At 63.4% G+C, this 16,990-nt stretch carries 13 protein-coding genes and 1 riboswitch; of the genes, 7 read left to right on the plus strand and 6 right to left on the minus strand.

Annotated features, from left to right (window positions below; genetic code table 11):
* Position 1: 1 nt before the first annotated feature.
* From LHU53_RS16635 to tolA, 5 genes are read left to right on the plus strand one after another with little or no spacing between them, the layout of a single operon-like run.
* Positions 2 to 1,186, plus strand: a complete 1,185-nt coding sequence (locus LHU53_RS16635; RefSeq protein WP_227333915.1) for a pyridoxal phosphate-dependent aminotransferase — start codon at positions 2 to 4, stop codon at positions 1,184 to 1,186.
* Entirely contained in the window at positions 1,183 to 1,623 is a 441-nt protein-coding gene (locus LHU53_RS16640) for a YbgC/FadM family acyl-CoA thioesterase (RefSeq protein WP_227333916.1), read from the plus strand. The genes LHU53_RS16635 and LHU53_RS16640 overlap by 4 nt, the downstream gene beginning before the upstream one ends.
* Positions 1,620 to 2,309, plus strand: a complete 690-nt coding sequence (gene tolQ, locus LHU53_RS16645) for a protein TolQ (protein WP_227333917.1) — start codon at positions 1,620 to 1,622, stop codon at positions 2,307 to 2,309. Before LHU53_RS16640 ends, tolQ begins: the two co-directional genes overlap by 4 nt.
* Before the next feature lie 14 nt (positions 2,310 to 2,323).
* Entirely contained in the window at positions 2,324 to 2,743 is a 420-nt protein-coding gene (locus LHU53_RS16650) for a biopolymer transporter ExbD (RefSeq protein ID WP_227333918.1), read from the plus strand.
* Positions 2,744 to 2,753: 10 nt separating this feature from the next.
* The gene (tolA, locus tag LHU53_RS16655; protein ID WP_227333919.1) at positions 2,754 to 3,671 is read left to right on the plus strand and encodes a cell envelope integrity protein TolA; all 918 of its coding nucleotides are present in this window, start codon (positions 2,754 to 2,756) and stop codon (positions 3,669 to 3,671) included.
* A 37-nt stretch (positions 3,672 to 3,708) separates the two neighbouring features.
* On the opposite strand, the gene thiC is transcribed toward tolA, so the two are convergent.
* Complete coding sequence (gene thiC, locus LHU53_RS16660; protein ID WP_227333920.1) at positions 3,709 to 5,622, minus strand: phosphomethylpyrimidine synthase ThiC; 1,914 nt, start codon at positions 5,620 to 5,622, stop codon at positions 3,709 to 3,711.
* An 85-nt stretch (positions 5,623 to 5,707) separates the two neighbouring features.
* Positions 5,708 to 5,817, minus strand: a riboswitch (TPP riboswitch).
* A 131-nt stretch (positions 5,818 to 5,948) separates the two neighbouring features.
* Positions 5,949 to 9,512, minus strand: a complete 3,564-nt coding sequence (dnaE, locus tag LHU53_RS16665) for a DNA polymerase III subunit alpha (protein WP_227333921.1) — start codon at positions 9,510 to 9,512, stop codon at positions 5,949 to 5,951.
* A 36-nt stretch (positions 9,513 to 9,548) separates the two neighbouring features.
* On the opposite strand from dnaE, the gene LHU53_RS16670 reads away from it, so the two are divergent.
* Entirely contained in the window at positions 9,549 to 10,199 is a 651-nt protein-coding gene (locus LHU53_RS16670; RefSeq protein ID WP_227333922.1) for a response regulator, read from the plus strand.
* Here the strand turns inward: LHU53_RS16670 and LHU53_RS16675 are convergent.
* The 4 genes from LHU53_RS16675 to LHU53_RS16690 all read right to left on the minus strand — a co-directional run bounded on the left by LHU53_RS16675 (position 10,169) and on the right by LHU53_RS16690 (position 15,911).
* Positions 10,169 to 12,130, minus strand: a complete 1,962-nt coding sequence (locus LHU53_RS16675; RefSeq protein ID WP_227333923.1) for an ATP-binding protein — start codon at positions 12,128 to 12,130, stop codon at positions 10,169 to 10,171. The genes LHU53_RS16670 and LHU53_RS16675 overlap by 31 nt on opposite strands.
* Positions 12,127 to 13,086 carry an ABC transporter substrate-binding protein gene (locus LHU53_RS16680; protein WP_227333924.1) on the minus strand — a complete coding sequence of 320 codons (960 nt, stop codon included), beginning with the start codon at positions 13,084 to 13,086 and terminating at the stop codon, positions 12,127 to 12,129. The genes LHU53_RS16675 and LHU53_RS16680 overlap by 4 nt, the downstream gene beginning before the upstream one ends.
* A gap of 8 nt (positions 13,087 to 13,094) precedes the next feature.
* Complete coding sequence (locus LHU53_RS16685) at positions 13,095 to 15,065, minus strand: TonB-dependent siderophore receptor (RefSeq protein WP_227333925.1); 1,971 nt, start codon at positions 15,063 to 15,065, stop codon at positions 13,095 to 13,097.
* Positions 15,066 to 15,212: 147 nt separating this feature from the next.
* A complete protein-coding gene (locus LHU53_RS16690; RefSeq protein ID WP_227333926.1) occupies positions 15,213 to 15,911 on the minus strand; it encodes a pirin family protein in 699 nt (232 codons plus the stop codon).
* Positions 15,912 to 16,020: 109 nt separating this feature from the next.
* On the opposite strand from LHU53_RS16690, the gene LHU53_RS16695 reads away from it, so the two are divergent.
* Entirely contained in the window at positions 16,021 to 16,956 is a 936-nt protein-coding gene (locus LHU53_RS16695) for a LysR family transcriptional regulator (RefSeq protein WP_227333927.1), read from the plus strand.
* Positions 16,957 to 16,990 lie beyond the last annotated feature (34 nt).

Raw genomic sequence — 16,990 nt, forward strand, 5'->3', positions numbered from 1 at the left:
CATGAACGTGTCCGAGCGCGCCCAGCGCATTGAGCCGTTTTATGTGATGGAGGTCGCCAAGGCCGCGCAGGCCTTGGCCGCCAGCACGGCTGACTCGGCCCGGCCGATGATTTACCTGAACATCGGCGAGCCCGATTTCACCGCACCGCCGCTGGTGCAGCAGGCCGCCAAGCGCGCCATCCGCGACGGCCTCACGCAGTACACCCCAGCCACCGGCCTGCCTGAATTGCGCGCGCGCATCAGCCAGTGGTATGCGCAGCGTTTTGGTGCGAGCGTGCCCGCACACCGGATCGTGATCACCGCCGGTGCCTCGGCCGCGCTGCAACTGGCAACCCTGGCGCTGATCAACCCGGGTGACGAGGTGCTGATGCCCGACCCCTGCTACCCGTGCAACCGGCACTTTGTGACGGCAGCGGATGGCAAAGCGGTGTTGATCCCCACCACGGCGGCCGAGCGCTTTCAGCTCAGCCACCACAAAGTGGCCGCAGCATGGCGCCCCCAGACGCGTGGCGTGTTGCTGGCTTCACCCTCCAACCCCACCGGCACCTCCATTGCGCTGTCAGAACTGCAGCGTATTCATGAGGTGGTACGTGGGCATGGTGGCGTATCGATCATTGACGAGATTTACTTGGGCCTGAGCCATGAGGCCGAGTTTGGCCAGACTGCGCTGGCCCTGGACGACCAGATCATCAGCGTCAACAGCTTTTCCAAATACTTCAACATGACCGGCTGGCGCCTGGGCTGGCTGGTGGTGCCGGACGCGCTGGTGCCGGTGATTGAGCGCCTCGCGCAAAACCTGTTCATCTGCCCCAGCACCATCGCCCAGCATGCCGCGCTGGCGTGTTTTGAGGCCGAGAGCCTGTTGGAATACGAGCGTCGCCGCCAGGAGTTCAAGGCCCGGCGCGATTTTTTCATTCCCGCGCTCAACGCCCTGGGCCTGACCGTGCCGGTGATGCCCGATGGCGCCTTCTACGCCTGGGCCGACGGCTCAGCCGCCTGTCAGAAGCTGGGCGTGCAAGGCAGCTGGGACCTGGCGTTTGAGTTGATGAACCGGGCCCGCGTGGCGGTCACGCCCGGGCGCGACTTTGGCCACTTTGAAACCGGCCGTTTCATCCGGCTGTCCACCGCCAACTCGATGGCGCAACTGCGCGAGGCGATTGACCGGCTACGCGCTGTGCTGGCATGAGCCGCGTGGCTGCGCCGCCGTCGGGCGCCGAAGCAGCACCGTTTGGCTGGCCGGTTCGGGTGTATTGGGAAGACACCGATGCCGGTGGCATCGTCTACTACGCCAACTACCTGAAGTTTTTTGAACGCGCCCGCACCGAATGGCTGCGTGAGCGCGGTATCCACCAGCAAGCCCTGAAGCTGGAGACCGGCGGCATGTTCGTGGTGAGCGAAGCGCGGGTCAAATACGTGAAGAGCGCCCGGCTGGACGATGAACTTTGGCTGACCACCTCACTCACAGAGTCGGGCCGCGCCGCCATGACCCTTCATCAGCAGGCCCATTTGAAACACGCGGGCGCGCCTGTGTTGCTGTGCGAAGCCACCATCCGGGCCAGTTGGGTCAATGCGCTCGGTAAACCCACCCGAATTCCCCAAGTTATCCTGGACAAGCTGTTATGAATCAAGACCTTTCTATCCTGAGCATGGTGCTCAATGCCAGCCTGGTGGTGCAACTGGTGATGTTGTTGCTGATGGGCATCTCCATTGCCAGCTGGGCCGCCATCTTCCGCAAGCTGTTTTCTATCGGCAAGGTCAAGGCGCTCAACGACAGCTTTGAGCGTGAGTTCTGGTCAGGCAGCAGCCTCAACGACCTGTTTGCCGGTGCCGCCAGAAACGCCAAAACCTCCGGACCGATGGAACGCATTTTTGCCAGCGGCATGCGCGAATACCAAAAACTGCGCGAAAAACGCATTGCCGACCCCGGCACGCTGGTGGACGGCGCCCGCCGCGCCATGCGCGCCAGCCTGCAGCGCGAGATGGACGTGATCGAAACGCACCTGTCGTTTCTGGCCTCGGTGGGTTCGGTGTCGCCGTATGTGGGCCTGTTCGGCACCGTCTGGGGCATCATGCACTCGTTCACCGGGCTGGCGGCGATGACCCAAGTGACGCTGGCCACGGTGGCGCCGGGCATTGCCGAGGCGCTGGTGGCCACGGCCATTGGCCTGTTTGCCGCCATTCCGGCAGTGGTGGCCTACAACCGCTTTGCGCGCGACATTGACCGCATCGCCATCCGGCTGGAGACCTTCATTGAAGAGTTCACCAACATCCTGCAGCGCAATGTAGGCGCGCAGGCCGTGAGTCACTGAAGCAGGAGCCGCACATGCCAGCCGTTGCAAGCCGGGGTCGGGGCCGCCGCACCATCAACGAGATCAACATGGTGCCCTTCATCGACGTGATGCTGGTGCTGCTGATCATCTTCATGGTGACCGCGCCGCTGATCGCCCCCAGCATGATCGACCTGCCCAGCGTGGGCAAAGCGGCCAAACAGCCGGACCAGGTGGTGCAGATCATCATTGGCAAAAACGACAGCCTCGAGATGAAACTCAAGGACACCACCACGTCCATCACCCTGAAAGAAGTCGCCAGCGCGGTGAAGCAGGCGCAGGCCGGGGCTGACAACCCGGCAGTGGTGATCAGCGCCGACAAAACCGTCAAATACGAAACCGTGGTGAAGGTCATGGACACGCTGCAGCGCGCCGGGGTGGCCCGCGTGGGCCTGTCGGTGCAGCTGGCGAACTAAGAGGCTGACCATGCACGCAGGCGCCGACCGGCTCGAATTTGCCCCCCCGCCCACACCCGGCCTGCTGCGCGCGCTGGGTCTGGCGGTGCTGGCGCATGCGCTTCTGCTGGTCGCCCTCACCTGGAGCGTGGCCTGGAAGCACGACAACCAGATCATCAGCGCCGAGGCCGAGTTGTGGTCTGCCGTGCCCGCCGAGGCCGCGCCACGCCTGGCCGAGCCACCACCAGCACCCGAACCGCCGCCCCCGCCACCACGCCCCAAAGCCCCGCCCGTGGTGACGCCACCCGCCCCGCCCAAGGTCGACATTGCGCTGCAGCAGGAAAAGCTGCGCAAACAGAAAGAACTGGCCCGGCTCGAAGAGATCAAACAGGACAAACTCAAACAACAGCTGGAAAAAGAGCGCCTGGAGAAAGACCAGCGCGACAAAGCCCGCCTTGAGAAGCAGAAACAGGACAAACTCAAGCAAGACAAACTCAAAGCCGAGCAAGACAAACTGAAAGCGGAAAAGGCCCAGCAAGCCGCCCAGGACAAAAACCAAGCCGCGCTGGAAGCCAAACAACTCGAAGCCCAGCGCCAGAAAAACCTGCAGCGCATGGCGGGTCTGGCTGGCGCCACCGGGGGTGCCAACGCCACCGGCAACGCCTTGAAATCGTCCGGACCATCAGCCAGCTACGGTGGGCGCATCCGCGCACGCATCAAGCCCAACATCGTTTTCATTGAGGAAATTGTGGGCAACCCCACCACCGAGGTCGAGGTACGCACGGCACCGGACGGCACCATCGTCGGTCGCAAGATCACCAAGAGCAGCGGCAACAAGGGCTGGGACGACGCGGTGCTTCGCGCCATCGACAAGACCGAGGTGCTGCCGCGCGACGTCGACGGCAGCATGCCAAGCGCCCTGTTGCTGGTGTTCCGACCCAAAGACTGAGCCCTCACTCTTTAAAAAATTGGGCCGTAGCCCATTTCTACGTATAAATTTCCTGCCCACCCAGACGGAACTCGTCGGCCTTGTTTTGCATGTCGGCACTGATCTGCGTGTCAGCCAGCGCAACGCCAGCGCCCACCGGCGCCGCCGCTGACTGGATGCGTGCGAACTCACGCACTTCCTGCGAGATCTTCATCGAGCAGAACTTGGGCCCACACATCGAGCAGAAATGTGCCAACTTGGCGTTGTCTTTCGGCAAGGTTTCGTCGTGGAAGGCCATCGCGGTATCCGGATCAATCGCCAGGCGGAACTGGTCTTCCCAGCGGAACTCAAAACGCGCTTTCGAGATGGCGTTATCCCACATCTGCGCGCCGGGGTAACCCTTGGCCAGGTCGGCCGCGTGGGCGGCGATCTTGTAGGCGATCAGGCCCTGTTTCACGTCGTCGCGGTTGGGCAGGCCCAAATGTTCCTTGGGGGTGACGTAACACAACATCGCGGTGCCGTACCAGCCGATGTTGGCCGCGCCCATGGCTGACGAGAGGTGGTCGTAGCCGGGTGACACATCGGTGATCAGCGGCCCCAGGGTGTAGAACGGCGCCTCAAAGCACGCGCTGAGTTGTTTGTCGACGTTCTCCTGGACCATCTGCAGCGGCACATGGCCGGGGCCTTCGATCATCACCTGCACGTCGTGTTTCCAGGCAATCTGGGTCAGCTCACCGAGTGTGTGCAACTCGGCAAACTGGGCCTCGTCATTGGCATCGGCAATGGAACCGGGGCGCAGGCCGTCACCGAGCGAGAAGCTCACGTCGTAGGCTTTCATGATCTCGCAGATGTCTTCGAAGTGCTCATAAAGGAAACTCTCTCGGTGGTGCGCCAGGCACCACTTGGCCATGATGGCGCCGCCGCGCGAGACGATGCCGGTGAGCCGGTTGGCGGTGAGTGGCACATAGGCCAGCCGCACCCCGGCGTGGATGGTGAAGTAGTCCACGCCCTGCTCGGCCTGTTCGATCAAGGTGTCGCGAAAAATCTCCCAGTTCAGGTCTTCGGCCCGGCCGTTGACTTTTTCGAGGGCCTGGTAAATCGGCACGGTGCCAATCGGCACCGGCGCGTTGCGCAGAATCCACTCGCGGGTTTCGTGGATGTTGTCACCGGTGGACAGGTCCATCACCGTGTCAGCGCCCCAGCGGATGGCCCAGACCAGCTTGTCCACCTCTTCTTCCACACTGGAGGTGGTGGCCGAGTTGCCGATGTTGGCGTTGACCTTCACCAGAAAGTTGCGGCCAATCACCATCGGTTCACTCTCGGGGTGGTTGATGTTGCACGGGATCACCGCGCGCCCGCGCGCCACCTCGTCGCGTACAAATGCCGGGGTCACCAGTTGCGTCATCAACGCACCAAAGGCCTGGCCGGGTCGGGGTAGCCGCTCGGTGGCCAGGCGCTCGGCCAGTTGGGCGCGCACCAGGTTTTCACGGATGGCCACAAACTCCATCTCGGGCGTGATTTGGCCAAGGCGGGCGTAGTGCATCTGGGTGACGTTGGCACCCGCCTTGGCCCGGCGCGGGCTGGGCAAACGGGCCAGGCGCAAGGCACTCAAGGTCGGCTCAGCCAAGCGCTGCTGGCCGTAGCGGCTGCTCAGGACGGACAAGGCCTCGGTGTCCTGCCGCTCGGCGATCCAGCCGCTGCGCAGCGGCGGCAGACCACGGCTGATGTCAATGGCGACCGCCGGGTCGGTGTAGGGGCCAGAGGCATCGGGCAGGCGCAAGGGCGGGTTGGGCACGCGGCGGGGTTCACTCTGTGTCGGGTCGCTCTTGACCAGCGTGTCGCCAAGCGCCACCTCGCGAAACGGCACCCGGATGTCGGGGCGCGAACCGGCGAGGTAAATTTTGGACGAGCCCGGAAACGGGGTGCGGGTGATGCCGCGGGTGATTTGTGTGGTGTCGACGGTGGGTGTCATGGCGGTCTCCAGTAGGTCAAGAAAAGCCTGCCTGGAGTGCCGGGGTCAACCTGGGAAGATCTTGTGAGCCGCCCTCAGGTGCACCGATGCCAATTGCGTTGTTCCCTACGCGGGCATGACCCCGATCAGGTTCAGCGGGTTCCACAGGAGTGGTCTCAGCCTCGACTTTCGTCTCTGGCGCCCCGACAAGCCTGTTCAGTGTAAACGCAGCCGCGCAAGGTGGGCAAAACTGCGGGGCGCTTCAAACCGATGTGGCCATCTGCCAAAACCACATCCCCTTATTTGATAGCTGCTCGCCTTTGAAAAATAAGGGCTAGAGACCCATTTCAGTCATAAACAATGGCAGCGGTGCCGGGCGCCACCTGCGCCCACCAGCTGGCCAGGGCCGCGTTGCTGGGGTAAAAACGGGCGCGTTCACCGAGCTGCAGTTCCACTGCCGCAGCGCCCTCATCACCCTGACAGGTCAGCGCCATGCGCACGGGCAAACCAATCACCGTTTCACCCTGCTCGGTCTGCTCGCGCTGCGCCGGGTAATCCTTGATCAGCCGCGCTACATCGGGCGCCCTGGCCTGCGCCTGCTTGGGCAGGGTCACCCGCAGGAACTTGCCAAAACGGCAGCGCGCCTGCTCCAGATCCCAGATCTGGGTCACCGTGAGCTGCATGCCACCCGAGAAGCGGTCGGGTTGCTGTTTGCCCATGACGATGACGAGTTCGTCGTCCTTGAGCAGATTCTTGTGGGCGTTGATCAGCGCCTCGTCAGCGCGCGCTTCGATCACGCCCGACTTGTCGTCGAGCTTGAACAGCGCCAGCTTGCCGCGCTGGCCGTTGATGACCCGGAAATCGGTGATGATGCCTGCGAGCAGCTGTGGCTCACGGGTGTCGATCAGGTCGTTGATGGGGCGCCGGGCAAAACGGCGCACCTCGTCGGTCACCTCGTCAAACAAATGGCCTGACAGATAAAAGCCGACCGCGGTTTTCTCAAAGGTCAGACGCTCTTTGATCCCCCAGGGCGTGGCCTGGACCAGCTCGGGCTCCTGGGTGCTGGAGCCCACCTCGTCTGGCCCCCCCATGTCAAACAGGCTGCATTGGTTGGCGTTGGCCAAGGTGGCCGCGCCAAACTCGAAGGCCAGATCGACGCTGGCCAGCAGGCTGGCGCGGTTGAGGTGGATGGCGTCAAAAGCCCCGGCCTTGATCAGCGCCTCGACCGTGCGTTTGTTGATGCGGCTGCGGTCAACCCGGGCGCAGAAGTCAAACAGGCTTTTGAACGGGCCGCGTGTGTCACCCAGCGGCCCCACACCTCGGCCCTCGCGTGCCGCCACAATGGCTTCAATCGCCTGCTGGCCGCTGCCTTTGACGGCACTCAGGCCATAACGGATGACTTTGTCAGAGACTGGCTCAAACCGGCTGACACCCCGGTTCACATCCGGTGGCTCAAACGTCAGGCCCATTTTGATGGCGTCTTCCAGCAAGACCTTGAGCTTGTCGGTGTCGTCCATTTCCACCGTCATGTTGGCGCAGAAAAACTCGGCGGTGTAATGCACCTTGAGCCAGGCGGTGTGGTATGCCAGCAGAGAGTAAGCAGCCGCGTGTGACTTGTTGAAGCCGTAGCCGGCAAACTTCTCCATCAAGTCAAACACTTCGTCAGCCTTGTCCTGACTGATGTCGTTTTTGGCAGCGCCATCGCGGAAGATCTGGCGGTGTTTGGCCATCTCTGCCGCGTCTTTTTTGCCCATGGCGCGGCGCAACATGTCGGCGCCACCGAGTGAGTAGCCGCCCAGAATCTGCGCGGTCTGCATCACCTGCTCCTGGTAGACCATGATGCCGTAGGTCTCAGACAACATGTTGGCCACCAGCGGGTGCGGGTACTCGACCACCTCACGCCCATGTTTACGCGCCACAAAACTCGGGATCAGGTCCATCGGGCCGGGGCGGTACAACGCATTGAGCGCAATCAGGTCTTCCAGCCGGGTCGGTTTGGCGTCACGCAGCATGCCCTGCATGCCACGGCTTTCAAACTGGAACACCGCTTCGGTTTTGCCGTCCTGAAACAGTCGGTAGGTGGGTTTGTCATCGAGTGGCAGATTCTCAAACGCAAAGTTCTCCTGACCTTTGTGTCGCTTGACGATGAACTCGCGGGCGATTTCCAGGATGGTCAACGTGGCCAGGCCCAAAAAGTCGAACTTGACCAGGCCGACGGCCTCGACATCGTTCTTGTCGTACTGGCTCACCGCCGATTCGCTGCCAGGTTGCTGGTAGAGCGGGCAGAAGTCGGTGAGTTTGCCCGGCGCAATCAGCACCCCCCCGGCGTGCATGCCGATGTTGCGAGTCATGCCCTCCAGTTTGCGCGCCAGCTCCAAGAGGGTGCGCACATCTTCTTCCTTGGCCTCACGCTCGGCCAGGATCGGCTCCGCCTCGGAGGCGTAGACCATCTTGTCGTCTTTGGGTCGGTCTGGCGGCGGCAACTGCAGGGTCACGGCGACACCCGGCTTGTTCGGAATCAGTTTGCTGATGCCGTCACAAAAGGTGTAACTCATGTCCAGCACCCGGCCCACGTCACGGATCGCCGCGCGGGCCGCCATGGTGCCAAAGGTGGCGATCTGGCTCACTGCGTCCTTGCCGTATTTGTCCTTGACGTAGTCGATCACGCGGTCACGGTTGCCCTGGCAGAAGTCGATGTCAAAGTCGGGCATCGACACCCGCTCGGGGTTCAAAAACCGCTCGAACAGCAGGTTGTATTGCAGCGGGTCCAGGTCGGTGATTTTGAGCGCGTAGGCCACCAGCGAACCGGCGCCGGAACCCCGCCCGGGCCCGACCGGGCAGCCGTTGTTCTTGGCCCAGTTGATGAAGTCCCCCACGATCAGGAAGTAGCCTGGGAAACCCATTTTCAGGATGGTGACCAGCTCGAACTCGAGGCGTTCGACATAACGCGGCATCTCGGCCTCGCGCTTGACCGGGTCGGGGTACAGGTGCGCCATGCGCTCTTTCAAGCCCTCATGCGAAGCGTAACGGAAATACTCGTCGGCCCCCATCACCACACCGTTGACCGGTGGAATCGGGAAGTCCGGCAGCTGCGGCTTGCCCAGCACCAGGCTCAGGTTGCAGCGTCTGGCAATCTCGACGCTGTTGGCCAGGGCGCTGGGCACATCGGCAAACAGCTCGGCCATCTGGGCCGCAGTCTTGAAGTGTTGCTCACGCGTGAAACGGCGCACCCGGCGCGGGTTGGCCAGGATTTCGCCCTCGGCAATACAAACCCGGGCTTCATGGGCCTCAAAGTCTTCGGGTGCTGCAAACTGGATCGGGTGAGTCGCCACCACCGGCAACTGCATGCGTTGCGCCAGCTGCACCGCAGCGGCCACCTGTGGCTCGTCTTCCGCTCGCCCGGCGCGTTGCAACTCCAGGTAAAAACGGTGCGTGAACACGTTGGCCAGTTGCATCGCGGCATCAAACGCCCGTGCTTCGTCGCCTTGCAGCAGCGCTTGGCCTACCGGTCCGGCCTGCGCACCTGAGAGGCAAATCAGCCCGCCGTTGAGCTCATTGAGCCAAGCTAGGCTGATGCTGGCCTGGGTTCTAGTGCCGTTTTGGGTCCAGGCGCGTGCCAGCAGCTCGGACAGATTCAAATAGCCCGCAGTGTTTTGCACCAGCAACACCACGCGGGAAAGTTGCGCGGCGTCCTTGCCCAGGCCTTCAAGCCAGATTTCCGCGCCGATAATCGGTTTGACACCGCGTTTGCGCCCCTCTTTGTAAAACTTGACGGCACCAAACAGGTTGCTCAGGTCGGTGATGGCCAGCGCTGGCTGCTGGTCCGCAGCGGCAGATTTGACGATCTCATCAATGCGGTTGGTGCCGTCGATGACGGAAAATTCGGTGTGAAGGCGCAGGTGTACAAACATGGTCCCCATTGTAGAAACGCAGTTGGAGCTTCTGAATTGAAAATTCTGGTCGTGGACGATCATGCACTGGTGCGTGCCGGGCTGTGCCAGGTGCTGCAAGGGCTGGCTGCGGACGAAGTCACCGAGGTCATTGAAGCCCCGGACTGCGCGCGTGCCTTTGAGCTGGCAGCCAGCCACCCCGACCTGGATCTGGTGTTGCTGGACTACCACCTGCCCGACATGAACGGTCTGGCCGCCTTGAGCATTTTTGGCGAGCGCCACCCGGAGCTGCCGGTGGTGATTCTGTCGGGCTCGGCCAACCCCAGCATCGCCCAGCGGGTGCTGGCCCAAGGGGCGGCCGGGTTTGTCACCAAATCGGGCCTGAGTGACGAACTCTTGCACGCGCTGCGTCAGGTGCTCAGTGGCGAGGTGTATTCACCCGCCGAGTTCCGGCCTGCGCCCAACACCGAATCAACGTCGTCCGACATCAAGGCGCCTGTTTTCACGCCGCGTCAGCTGGAAGTGTTGCAACTGCTGCTGGGTGGCTGCAGCAACCGCGACATCAGCGAACAGTTGTCGCTGTCGGATGAAACCGTCAAAAACCACGTCAGCAGCATCTTGCGGGGTTTTGGTGTCAAAACCCGTACCCAGGCCGCCCTGGAGGCCGGGCGCTGGGGTTATGACAAGGCAGCGCCCGTCGGACGCTGACCCGGCGGCGCCATCAGCAGATGCCGCAACAGGCTGCGCAACTTGGCCGGGCGCACGGGCTTGTGTAACAAGGTGAGTCCGGCAGCCTGCACCGCCTGGATCACCGCCGGATCGGTGTCACCACTCATCAGGCAGGCCGGCGTGGTCTGACCCAACTGCTGCCGTAACTGCTGCACCAGTTGCAGGCCGGTGAGACCGTCCTGTAACCGGTAGTCGCTCACAATCACATCGGGCAACTCGCCCTGTGCCAGGCACTGCAGGGCCGCGACCGGGCCATGGGCCGTTGCCACCCGCATGCCCCAACTCTCCAGTAATCCGGCCAGGGCGCTGCATGCCAGGGTGTCGTCCTCGACCACCAGGGCCGATCGGCCTGCCAGATCATCGGGCGCCGCCTTGTCCCTGGCCATGTCGTCCGCCAGAAACGGTTGGCTGGCCACCCAGGGCAGGCTCAGCGTGAAACGGGTTCCACGCCCCGGTTGGGACGCCAGCGTCAGCGAATGCGACAGCAAATTGACCGTGCGCTGCACGATGTTGAGCCCCAGCCCCAGGCCTTTGGTGCGGTCACGCGCCGCATTGCCCACCTGGTAAAACTCGGCAAACACCGCTTGCTGGTGCTCCGGCGCGATGCCGATGCCGCTGTCCCACACCTGCAACACCACCTGCCCCGAACCGCGCCGACGCGCCGCCACCAGCACACCACCCCGTTCGGTGTAACGCAGCGCATTGCCCACCAGATTGAGCAACACCCGGTAGATGAGCGTGGCGTCACTCATCACCCACAGATCGGTGGGGCGCAGGCGCAGGCGCAGGCCTTTCTCAGCCGCTTCGGCGCTCAGGTCCTGCTGCAATTGGTCAAACAGGGTGGCCAAGGCAAAAGGTCGCTTGTTCACCTGCACGGCGCGGGCCTCCAGGCGGGAAATGTCCAGCAAGCCGTCCAGCAGGTTCTGCATGGCGCGCACCGAGGCCTCCAGGTTACCGATCAGCGCACCGGTCTGGGCGTCATGCGGCAGCTGTGCCAGGCGCGAGACAAACAGCCCCAGGGCATGGGTGGGCTGGCGCAGGTCGTGGCTGGCCGCCGCCAGAAAGCGCGATTTGGCCAGATTGGCCTGCTCGGCTTCGTCTTTTTTCTCACGCAATGCCTGCGTGGCCAGCGCCACCTGCTGCTCCAACTCGCCGCGCGCCTGCGCCAGCCGGTCCGCCATCAGGTGAATATGCCCCTGCAACACCTGCAGCGGATCATGGTCGGTGTCACGGTCGCGCAACTGGTCCGCCGCCGCAAAATCGCCCCGGCCAATGCGCTCCACCAAGCGGGTGATGCGGTTGATCGGGCGGATCACCCCGCGGCTCAAAAACACGGCCAATGCCATGCCAAAAAGCAGCCCCACACCACCAATCACACCGCCGGTGATCAGCATCCGGGTCTTGCGCGCATCCACACTCTGGCGTGAGAACACCATCACCACCTGGCCCAGCTGGTTGGGTTGCCGGTCTGCCTCGACCGCGTTTTTTTCAAACAGGTCATCGAGCTGGACTTCACTGGGGTACACCGGTTGCACCAGCCAGTCCAACCCCGCCTGCCGGATAAACCCCTGCTGTTCTGAGGCACTCATGGCCGGCGTTGGCACGGGCCCGGCCTCACCTGCGCTGGCCAGGGTCTGACCCCGGCTGTTCATCACCACCACCCGGCGCACATCGGCCTCATGCAGGGCACCCGCCGCCAAGGCCTGCAGTTGTTGGCCGTTGCCGGCAAACAGGCCGTACTCGCTGGCCAACGCCATTTGTCGCACCACCGAGCGGTTGTGCTGCTCATACGACGTCTGCAAATCGTCAAAACGCACCGTCAGAAAAGCGGCCGCCAGCAGGGTGGTGATCAAGGTCAGCGGCAGCAAGGCGGCCAGCAACATGCGGGTACGTATATCCAGTGTTTTCATGGCAGGCGCTCCTGACGCCGCAAGGCCTGGCGCAACACGTCCACATCGAACGACCAGCCCAGGGACCGTGCCACCTGGGTGTTCACACCAACCTCGAAATCATTGGGCTCCATCGCCCGATCTGGCAGCGGTCTGCCGCGCAAGATGCCCAGCACCACCTCAGCCGCCTGTTGGCCCGCCTGCACCGGCGTGGTGTACAGCGCCAGCAGCGCACCGGCGCGTACATAAGCCGGGGAAAACGCCACCATCGGCACACGGGCGCGAAAGCTGGAGAGCAAAATATTCTGGATGGTGCTGCTGTTGAACACCAGCGGGTCAGCCAGGGCCAGCAACACATCACTCTGGGCCAGCAACTGCGGCAGGCTTGCGGCCAAATCGTCTAGGTTGTTCACGGTCACGTCCTGCAGACTCATCTCATGGGCCGCCGCCACAACGCGCAAGTTGGCCGCAAAGGCAGACGATTCCGGACCCAATACCACCGCCAGGCGCCTGGCCTGCGGCAGCGCCAGGCGAACCAGCGCCAGCTGACGGGCCAGCGGCTGGTCCAGATAAATGGCGCTCACCAGGGCTGACCCGGCCTTGCCGCTGCTGCGCAGGAGGCGCTCAAAACTGCGGCGCGGAATCAGCGCGCTCACCACCGGCGACTTCACAGGGCCGGCCAGCAGAACCCGCGTGGCTTCACTGCCCAGCGCCACACACACCGCCGGGCACAGAGGCAAGCCCGACTGCTGGCGCAAAACCAGTTCGGAGGCAAAAACCTGCGAAATATCCGAACGCGCCACGCCCTGGCGCACCAGCGTGTCGACCACCGCCTGCGCCGCCTGGGCATAGGCCACCGCGGTGTCGCTGCTGACAATGACCACCCGCACGGAAGGCCCAGAACCCTGCGCGCGCGCCACGCCGCCAGTCAGGCCCAAGGCCCAACACAGCAACAGGAGGCGCAGCGCACGGGTCATGGGCAGGGTCAGTCTTCCAGACGCAGGGTGATGAAGGCCTGCTTTTGAAACAGGTGCTCGCGCTTGAAATCTGCGTAGGCCGAGCCCAGGTTCTGCACCACCAGCGCCAGTTCACCGCGGCGTGCGCCCCAGCGCATGGCTTTGGCCAGGCGCAGGTCGGTCCGGGTGCGCGCTTGCGGGCGGTCGGCCACCAGACCCATCGCGCTGTTCTCGGAATGCAACAGCGTCAGGTCCAGCTGACCCGGCAATTGCTGGAAATAGGCCAGTGAGCTGGCGCGCCTGGGTGTGGCGGCGTTGATTTCGTCATCCCCCGGCGCAAAGTGCGAGTTGTCGATCCATGTCTGGTTGAAGATGATCTGCGCGCCTTGCCATGGCTGCCATTTGACCTGGTATTCGGCGCCTTGCAGGTCAAAGGCCGGGTTGTTGGCGTAGTCTTTGCCGATCCGCCCGCTGCGAATGTCGATCAGCTTGTCAAACCGCTCCTGAAACAGCCGCACATCCACCGCGACGCCCCAGGCAGAGAAATCGCCCAAATAACCCACTTCTTTGGCCAACAGCGTTTCGGGCACGGTCTGGCCGGTCGCCTGGGTGTCCACCTGCACACCCAGCAAGGGAACATCAAATTGCCGGTCGGCAAACTTTTCATAGGTGCTGGGCGGCCGGAACGCCTTGGACACGCCCGCACGCAGCGTGTGGCCAGGCGCCAGGTGCCAATTCATCATCAGACGCGGTGCCAGAGTGTTGCCGGTGACGCTGCTTTTTTCGGCCAGGGCACCCGCATTGAGCAGCCAATCGGGCGCCAGCCGCCACTCCAGATTGCCAAACAGGCGCAAGAACTCGGTGTCAAAGGCTGCACTGGTGTTGTACAGCGGCGCCGAGACAATCCGTTCGCTTCGGTATTCGCCACCCAGCACACTGCGCAGTGTGTTGCTGTGGCGCTGGGTGTACTGCACCGACACCGCGTTGCTGCTGGCACGGCCGTCGGCATTGACGCTATAAAAATCACTTGGGGTGAACGCCTGAAAACACGCCGCTTTATAGGGGTCCTTCAAACCTGGGCAGAGGTTGAGCAGACCAACCGGAAACTCTTCCCGGTAACGCTCCTGGCTACGCGACAGCTTGAACGCCACATCTTCTTCGCTACTCAGCGCCAGCTTGTAATCCAGTTGGGCGTAGGCCGAATCAAAACCAAAGGGCCGTTGCGGGTCAAGCGCCCAATTGGGCTGACCGCGACCCGCATCCAGGTTCAGGGCCCCCAGTCGCAGCTGCACCTCGTGACCAGGCGCCGGGTACAGGTCTGAGCGGAAGTTCACCCGGCTCACCGAATTGCGGTCATAAGCGCCTTCCAGACCCTCATCGGCCCGGCGGTCAACACTCAGCCTGAAGCTGCCAGAGCCAACGCCCCAGCCCACGCTGGCCAGCGCGTCATGGATGCCGTTTTCGCCAGTGGTGACCGCCCCCCGCGCACCCAGAGAGTCAGCGGTGTGGCGCGTCACGATGTTGATCACCCCCAAAAAGGCGCGGGCGCCATAAGCCGCCGAGTTGGAGCCGCGCAACACCTCGATGCGCTCAATGTCGTCCAGCGCGACCGTCTGCAGGCCCGGCGCAATGCTCCCAATGAAAAACGGCGAGTATGCCGAGCGACCATCCACGAGCAACTCCACCCGGTTGGAATAGCGCCCGAAGATGCCGTGGTAACCCACCTGCGGCGCCACACTTTCAAACGCATTGCTGACCCGAAACCCCGGCACCAGCCGCATCAGATCGGCCACGTCGCGCGCGCCGGAGCGGCGGATCATGTCGCGGTCCAGGATCGTCACCGCACCGGGCGTTTCGTCGAGGCGCTGCGGCAGGCGCGACACGCTCAGCACAATCGGCATGTCGCTCAGGAAATCGTTTTCAGACACCGACGTGACATCCTGTGCCAGGGCCGGGGCGAGGGCCAGCAGCCCCCCCGCTGTGAGGACGGCTGCATACAAGAGAGCTCTCGCCCTGGCAAGGGCGGGTGAAGTGGGCCACATGGCGTTCCAATCGTTCTGGTTGTTTTCCCAGATTTTGCCCTGCGCCACCCCCTGCCAACTGACACACGTCACAGAAGGAACAGTTGTCAGCTCACAGGCCACTCTTCAGTCAGCCAGGGCAAACACCAGCACTTCGGCATCGACCGCGTCGCGCAGTGTGAGCGCGGCCTCGTCGGCCAGCAGCGCGGCGTCACCGGTATGCAGTGTCAGGCCATTCACCACCAGCTCGCCGCGCACCAGGTGCACATAGGCCTTGGTCACACCGTCCAGCGCCAGGGACGCGGTTTGACCGGCATTGAGCAGCCCCGCGTACAACCGGGCATCGGCGTGGAGCGTGACCGAGCCGTCTGCCCCGTCGGGTGACGCCACCAGCCGCAGGCGACCCTGCTTGTCAGCATCCGTGAACATCTTTTGCTCATAACCGGGCGCGATGCCCTGCACATGGGGCTCGATCCAGATTTGCAGGAAATGCGTGTCGGTAGCGGCATGGTTGAACTCGCTGTGCTGCACACCCCGGCCCGCACTCATGCGCTGCACCTCGCCCGGCTGGATGGTTTGCACGTTGCCCAGGCTGTCTTTGTGCGCCAGGGCGCCCGACATCACATAAGAGATGATCTCCATGTCGCGGTGACCATGCGTGCCAAAGCCCTTGCCGGGTGCAATGCGGTCTTCGTTGATCACCCGCAAATTGCCCCAGCCCATGTGCGCGGGATCGTGATAGCCGGCAAATGAGAAGCTGTGAAACGACTTGAGCCAGCCGTGGTCGGCGTAACCGCGTTCTTGCGAGGGTCTGAGCGTGATCATGGGGCACCTGTTCAAAGGGGAAAACTTGACTTTAACTTTGCCAGCGTGGTGGCGGGACCAAGCGCTTTGATGGCATCATTCAAACGTTTCGAACAAAAAACCACCCAACATGCAAATCGCCCGCAAAGTCCTGACCCCCGACGCACTGGCCATGTTGCAAACCATTGCCGACACCGGCAGTTTTGCGGCGGCCGCGCGGGCGCTGGGCATGGTACCCAGTGCGCTGACCTACCGCGTGCGGCAGATGGAAGACGCGCTGGATGTGTTGCTGTTTGACCGCAGCTCGCGCCAGGCGGTGGCCACCCCCGCCGGGCTGGAGCTGCTGCGCGAGGGTGAACGCCTGCTGCAAGAGATCGACGCCGTGGCCAACCGCGTCAAACGTGTGGCCACCGGCTGGGAGCCGCAGTTCACCATCGCGGTGGACAGCATCATCGCCAAGACCACCGTGCTGGAACTGTGTGAACGTTTCCTGGCCGACGCACCACCCACCCGCATCCGGCTGCGCGACGAAACCCTGTCCGGCACGCTGGAAGCACTCACCAGTGGCCAGGCTGACCTGGCGCTGGGTGTGGCCGACCTGACGCAAAACACCGGTCTGCACAGCCAGCCGCTGGGTGATGTGCCGTTTGTGTTTGCGGTGGCGCCGCACCACCCGCTGGCCGGTGCCGCCGAGCCGCTGTGTGATGAAGAACTGCGCCAGCACCGCGTGGTGGCCGTGGCCGACACCGTCAGCCGGGGTCGCGGCATGAGCATCGGGCTGCTGGGCGGCCAGGACGTGCTGACCGTGGCGACCATGCACGACAAGCTCGACGCGCAGATGCGCGGCCTGGGCTGCGGTTTTTTACCCGAATCGATGATCGTGGACCACCTGGCCACCGGGCGTCTGGTGGTCAAAACCACCACCCGGGCGCCCCGGGTGATCAGCGTCGACTACGTCTGGCGCGCCACCAGCACCACGCCCGGGCGCGCGCTGCAATGGTGGCTGAACGTGCTGAGCAGTCAAAACACCCGCGCGGCGCTGCTGCACCGGCACCGGGGCGTGTAAAGTCGGTCCCATCGGCGTCGACACGCTTTCCATC

Origin of the sequence: Rhodoferax sp. U2-2l, from assembly GCF_020594515.1 — a bacterium.
In the GTDB taxonomy this organism is placed as follows: Bacteria; Pseudomonadota; Gammaproteobacteria; order Burkholderiales; family Burkholderiaceae_C; genus Rhodoferax.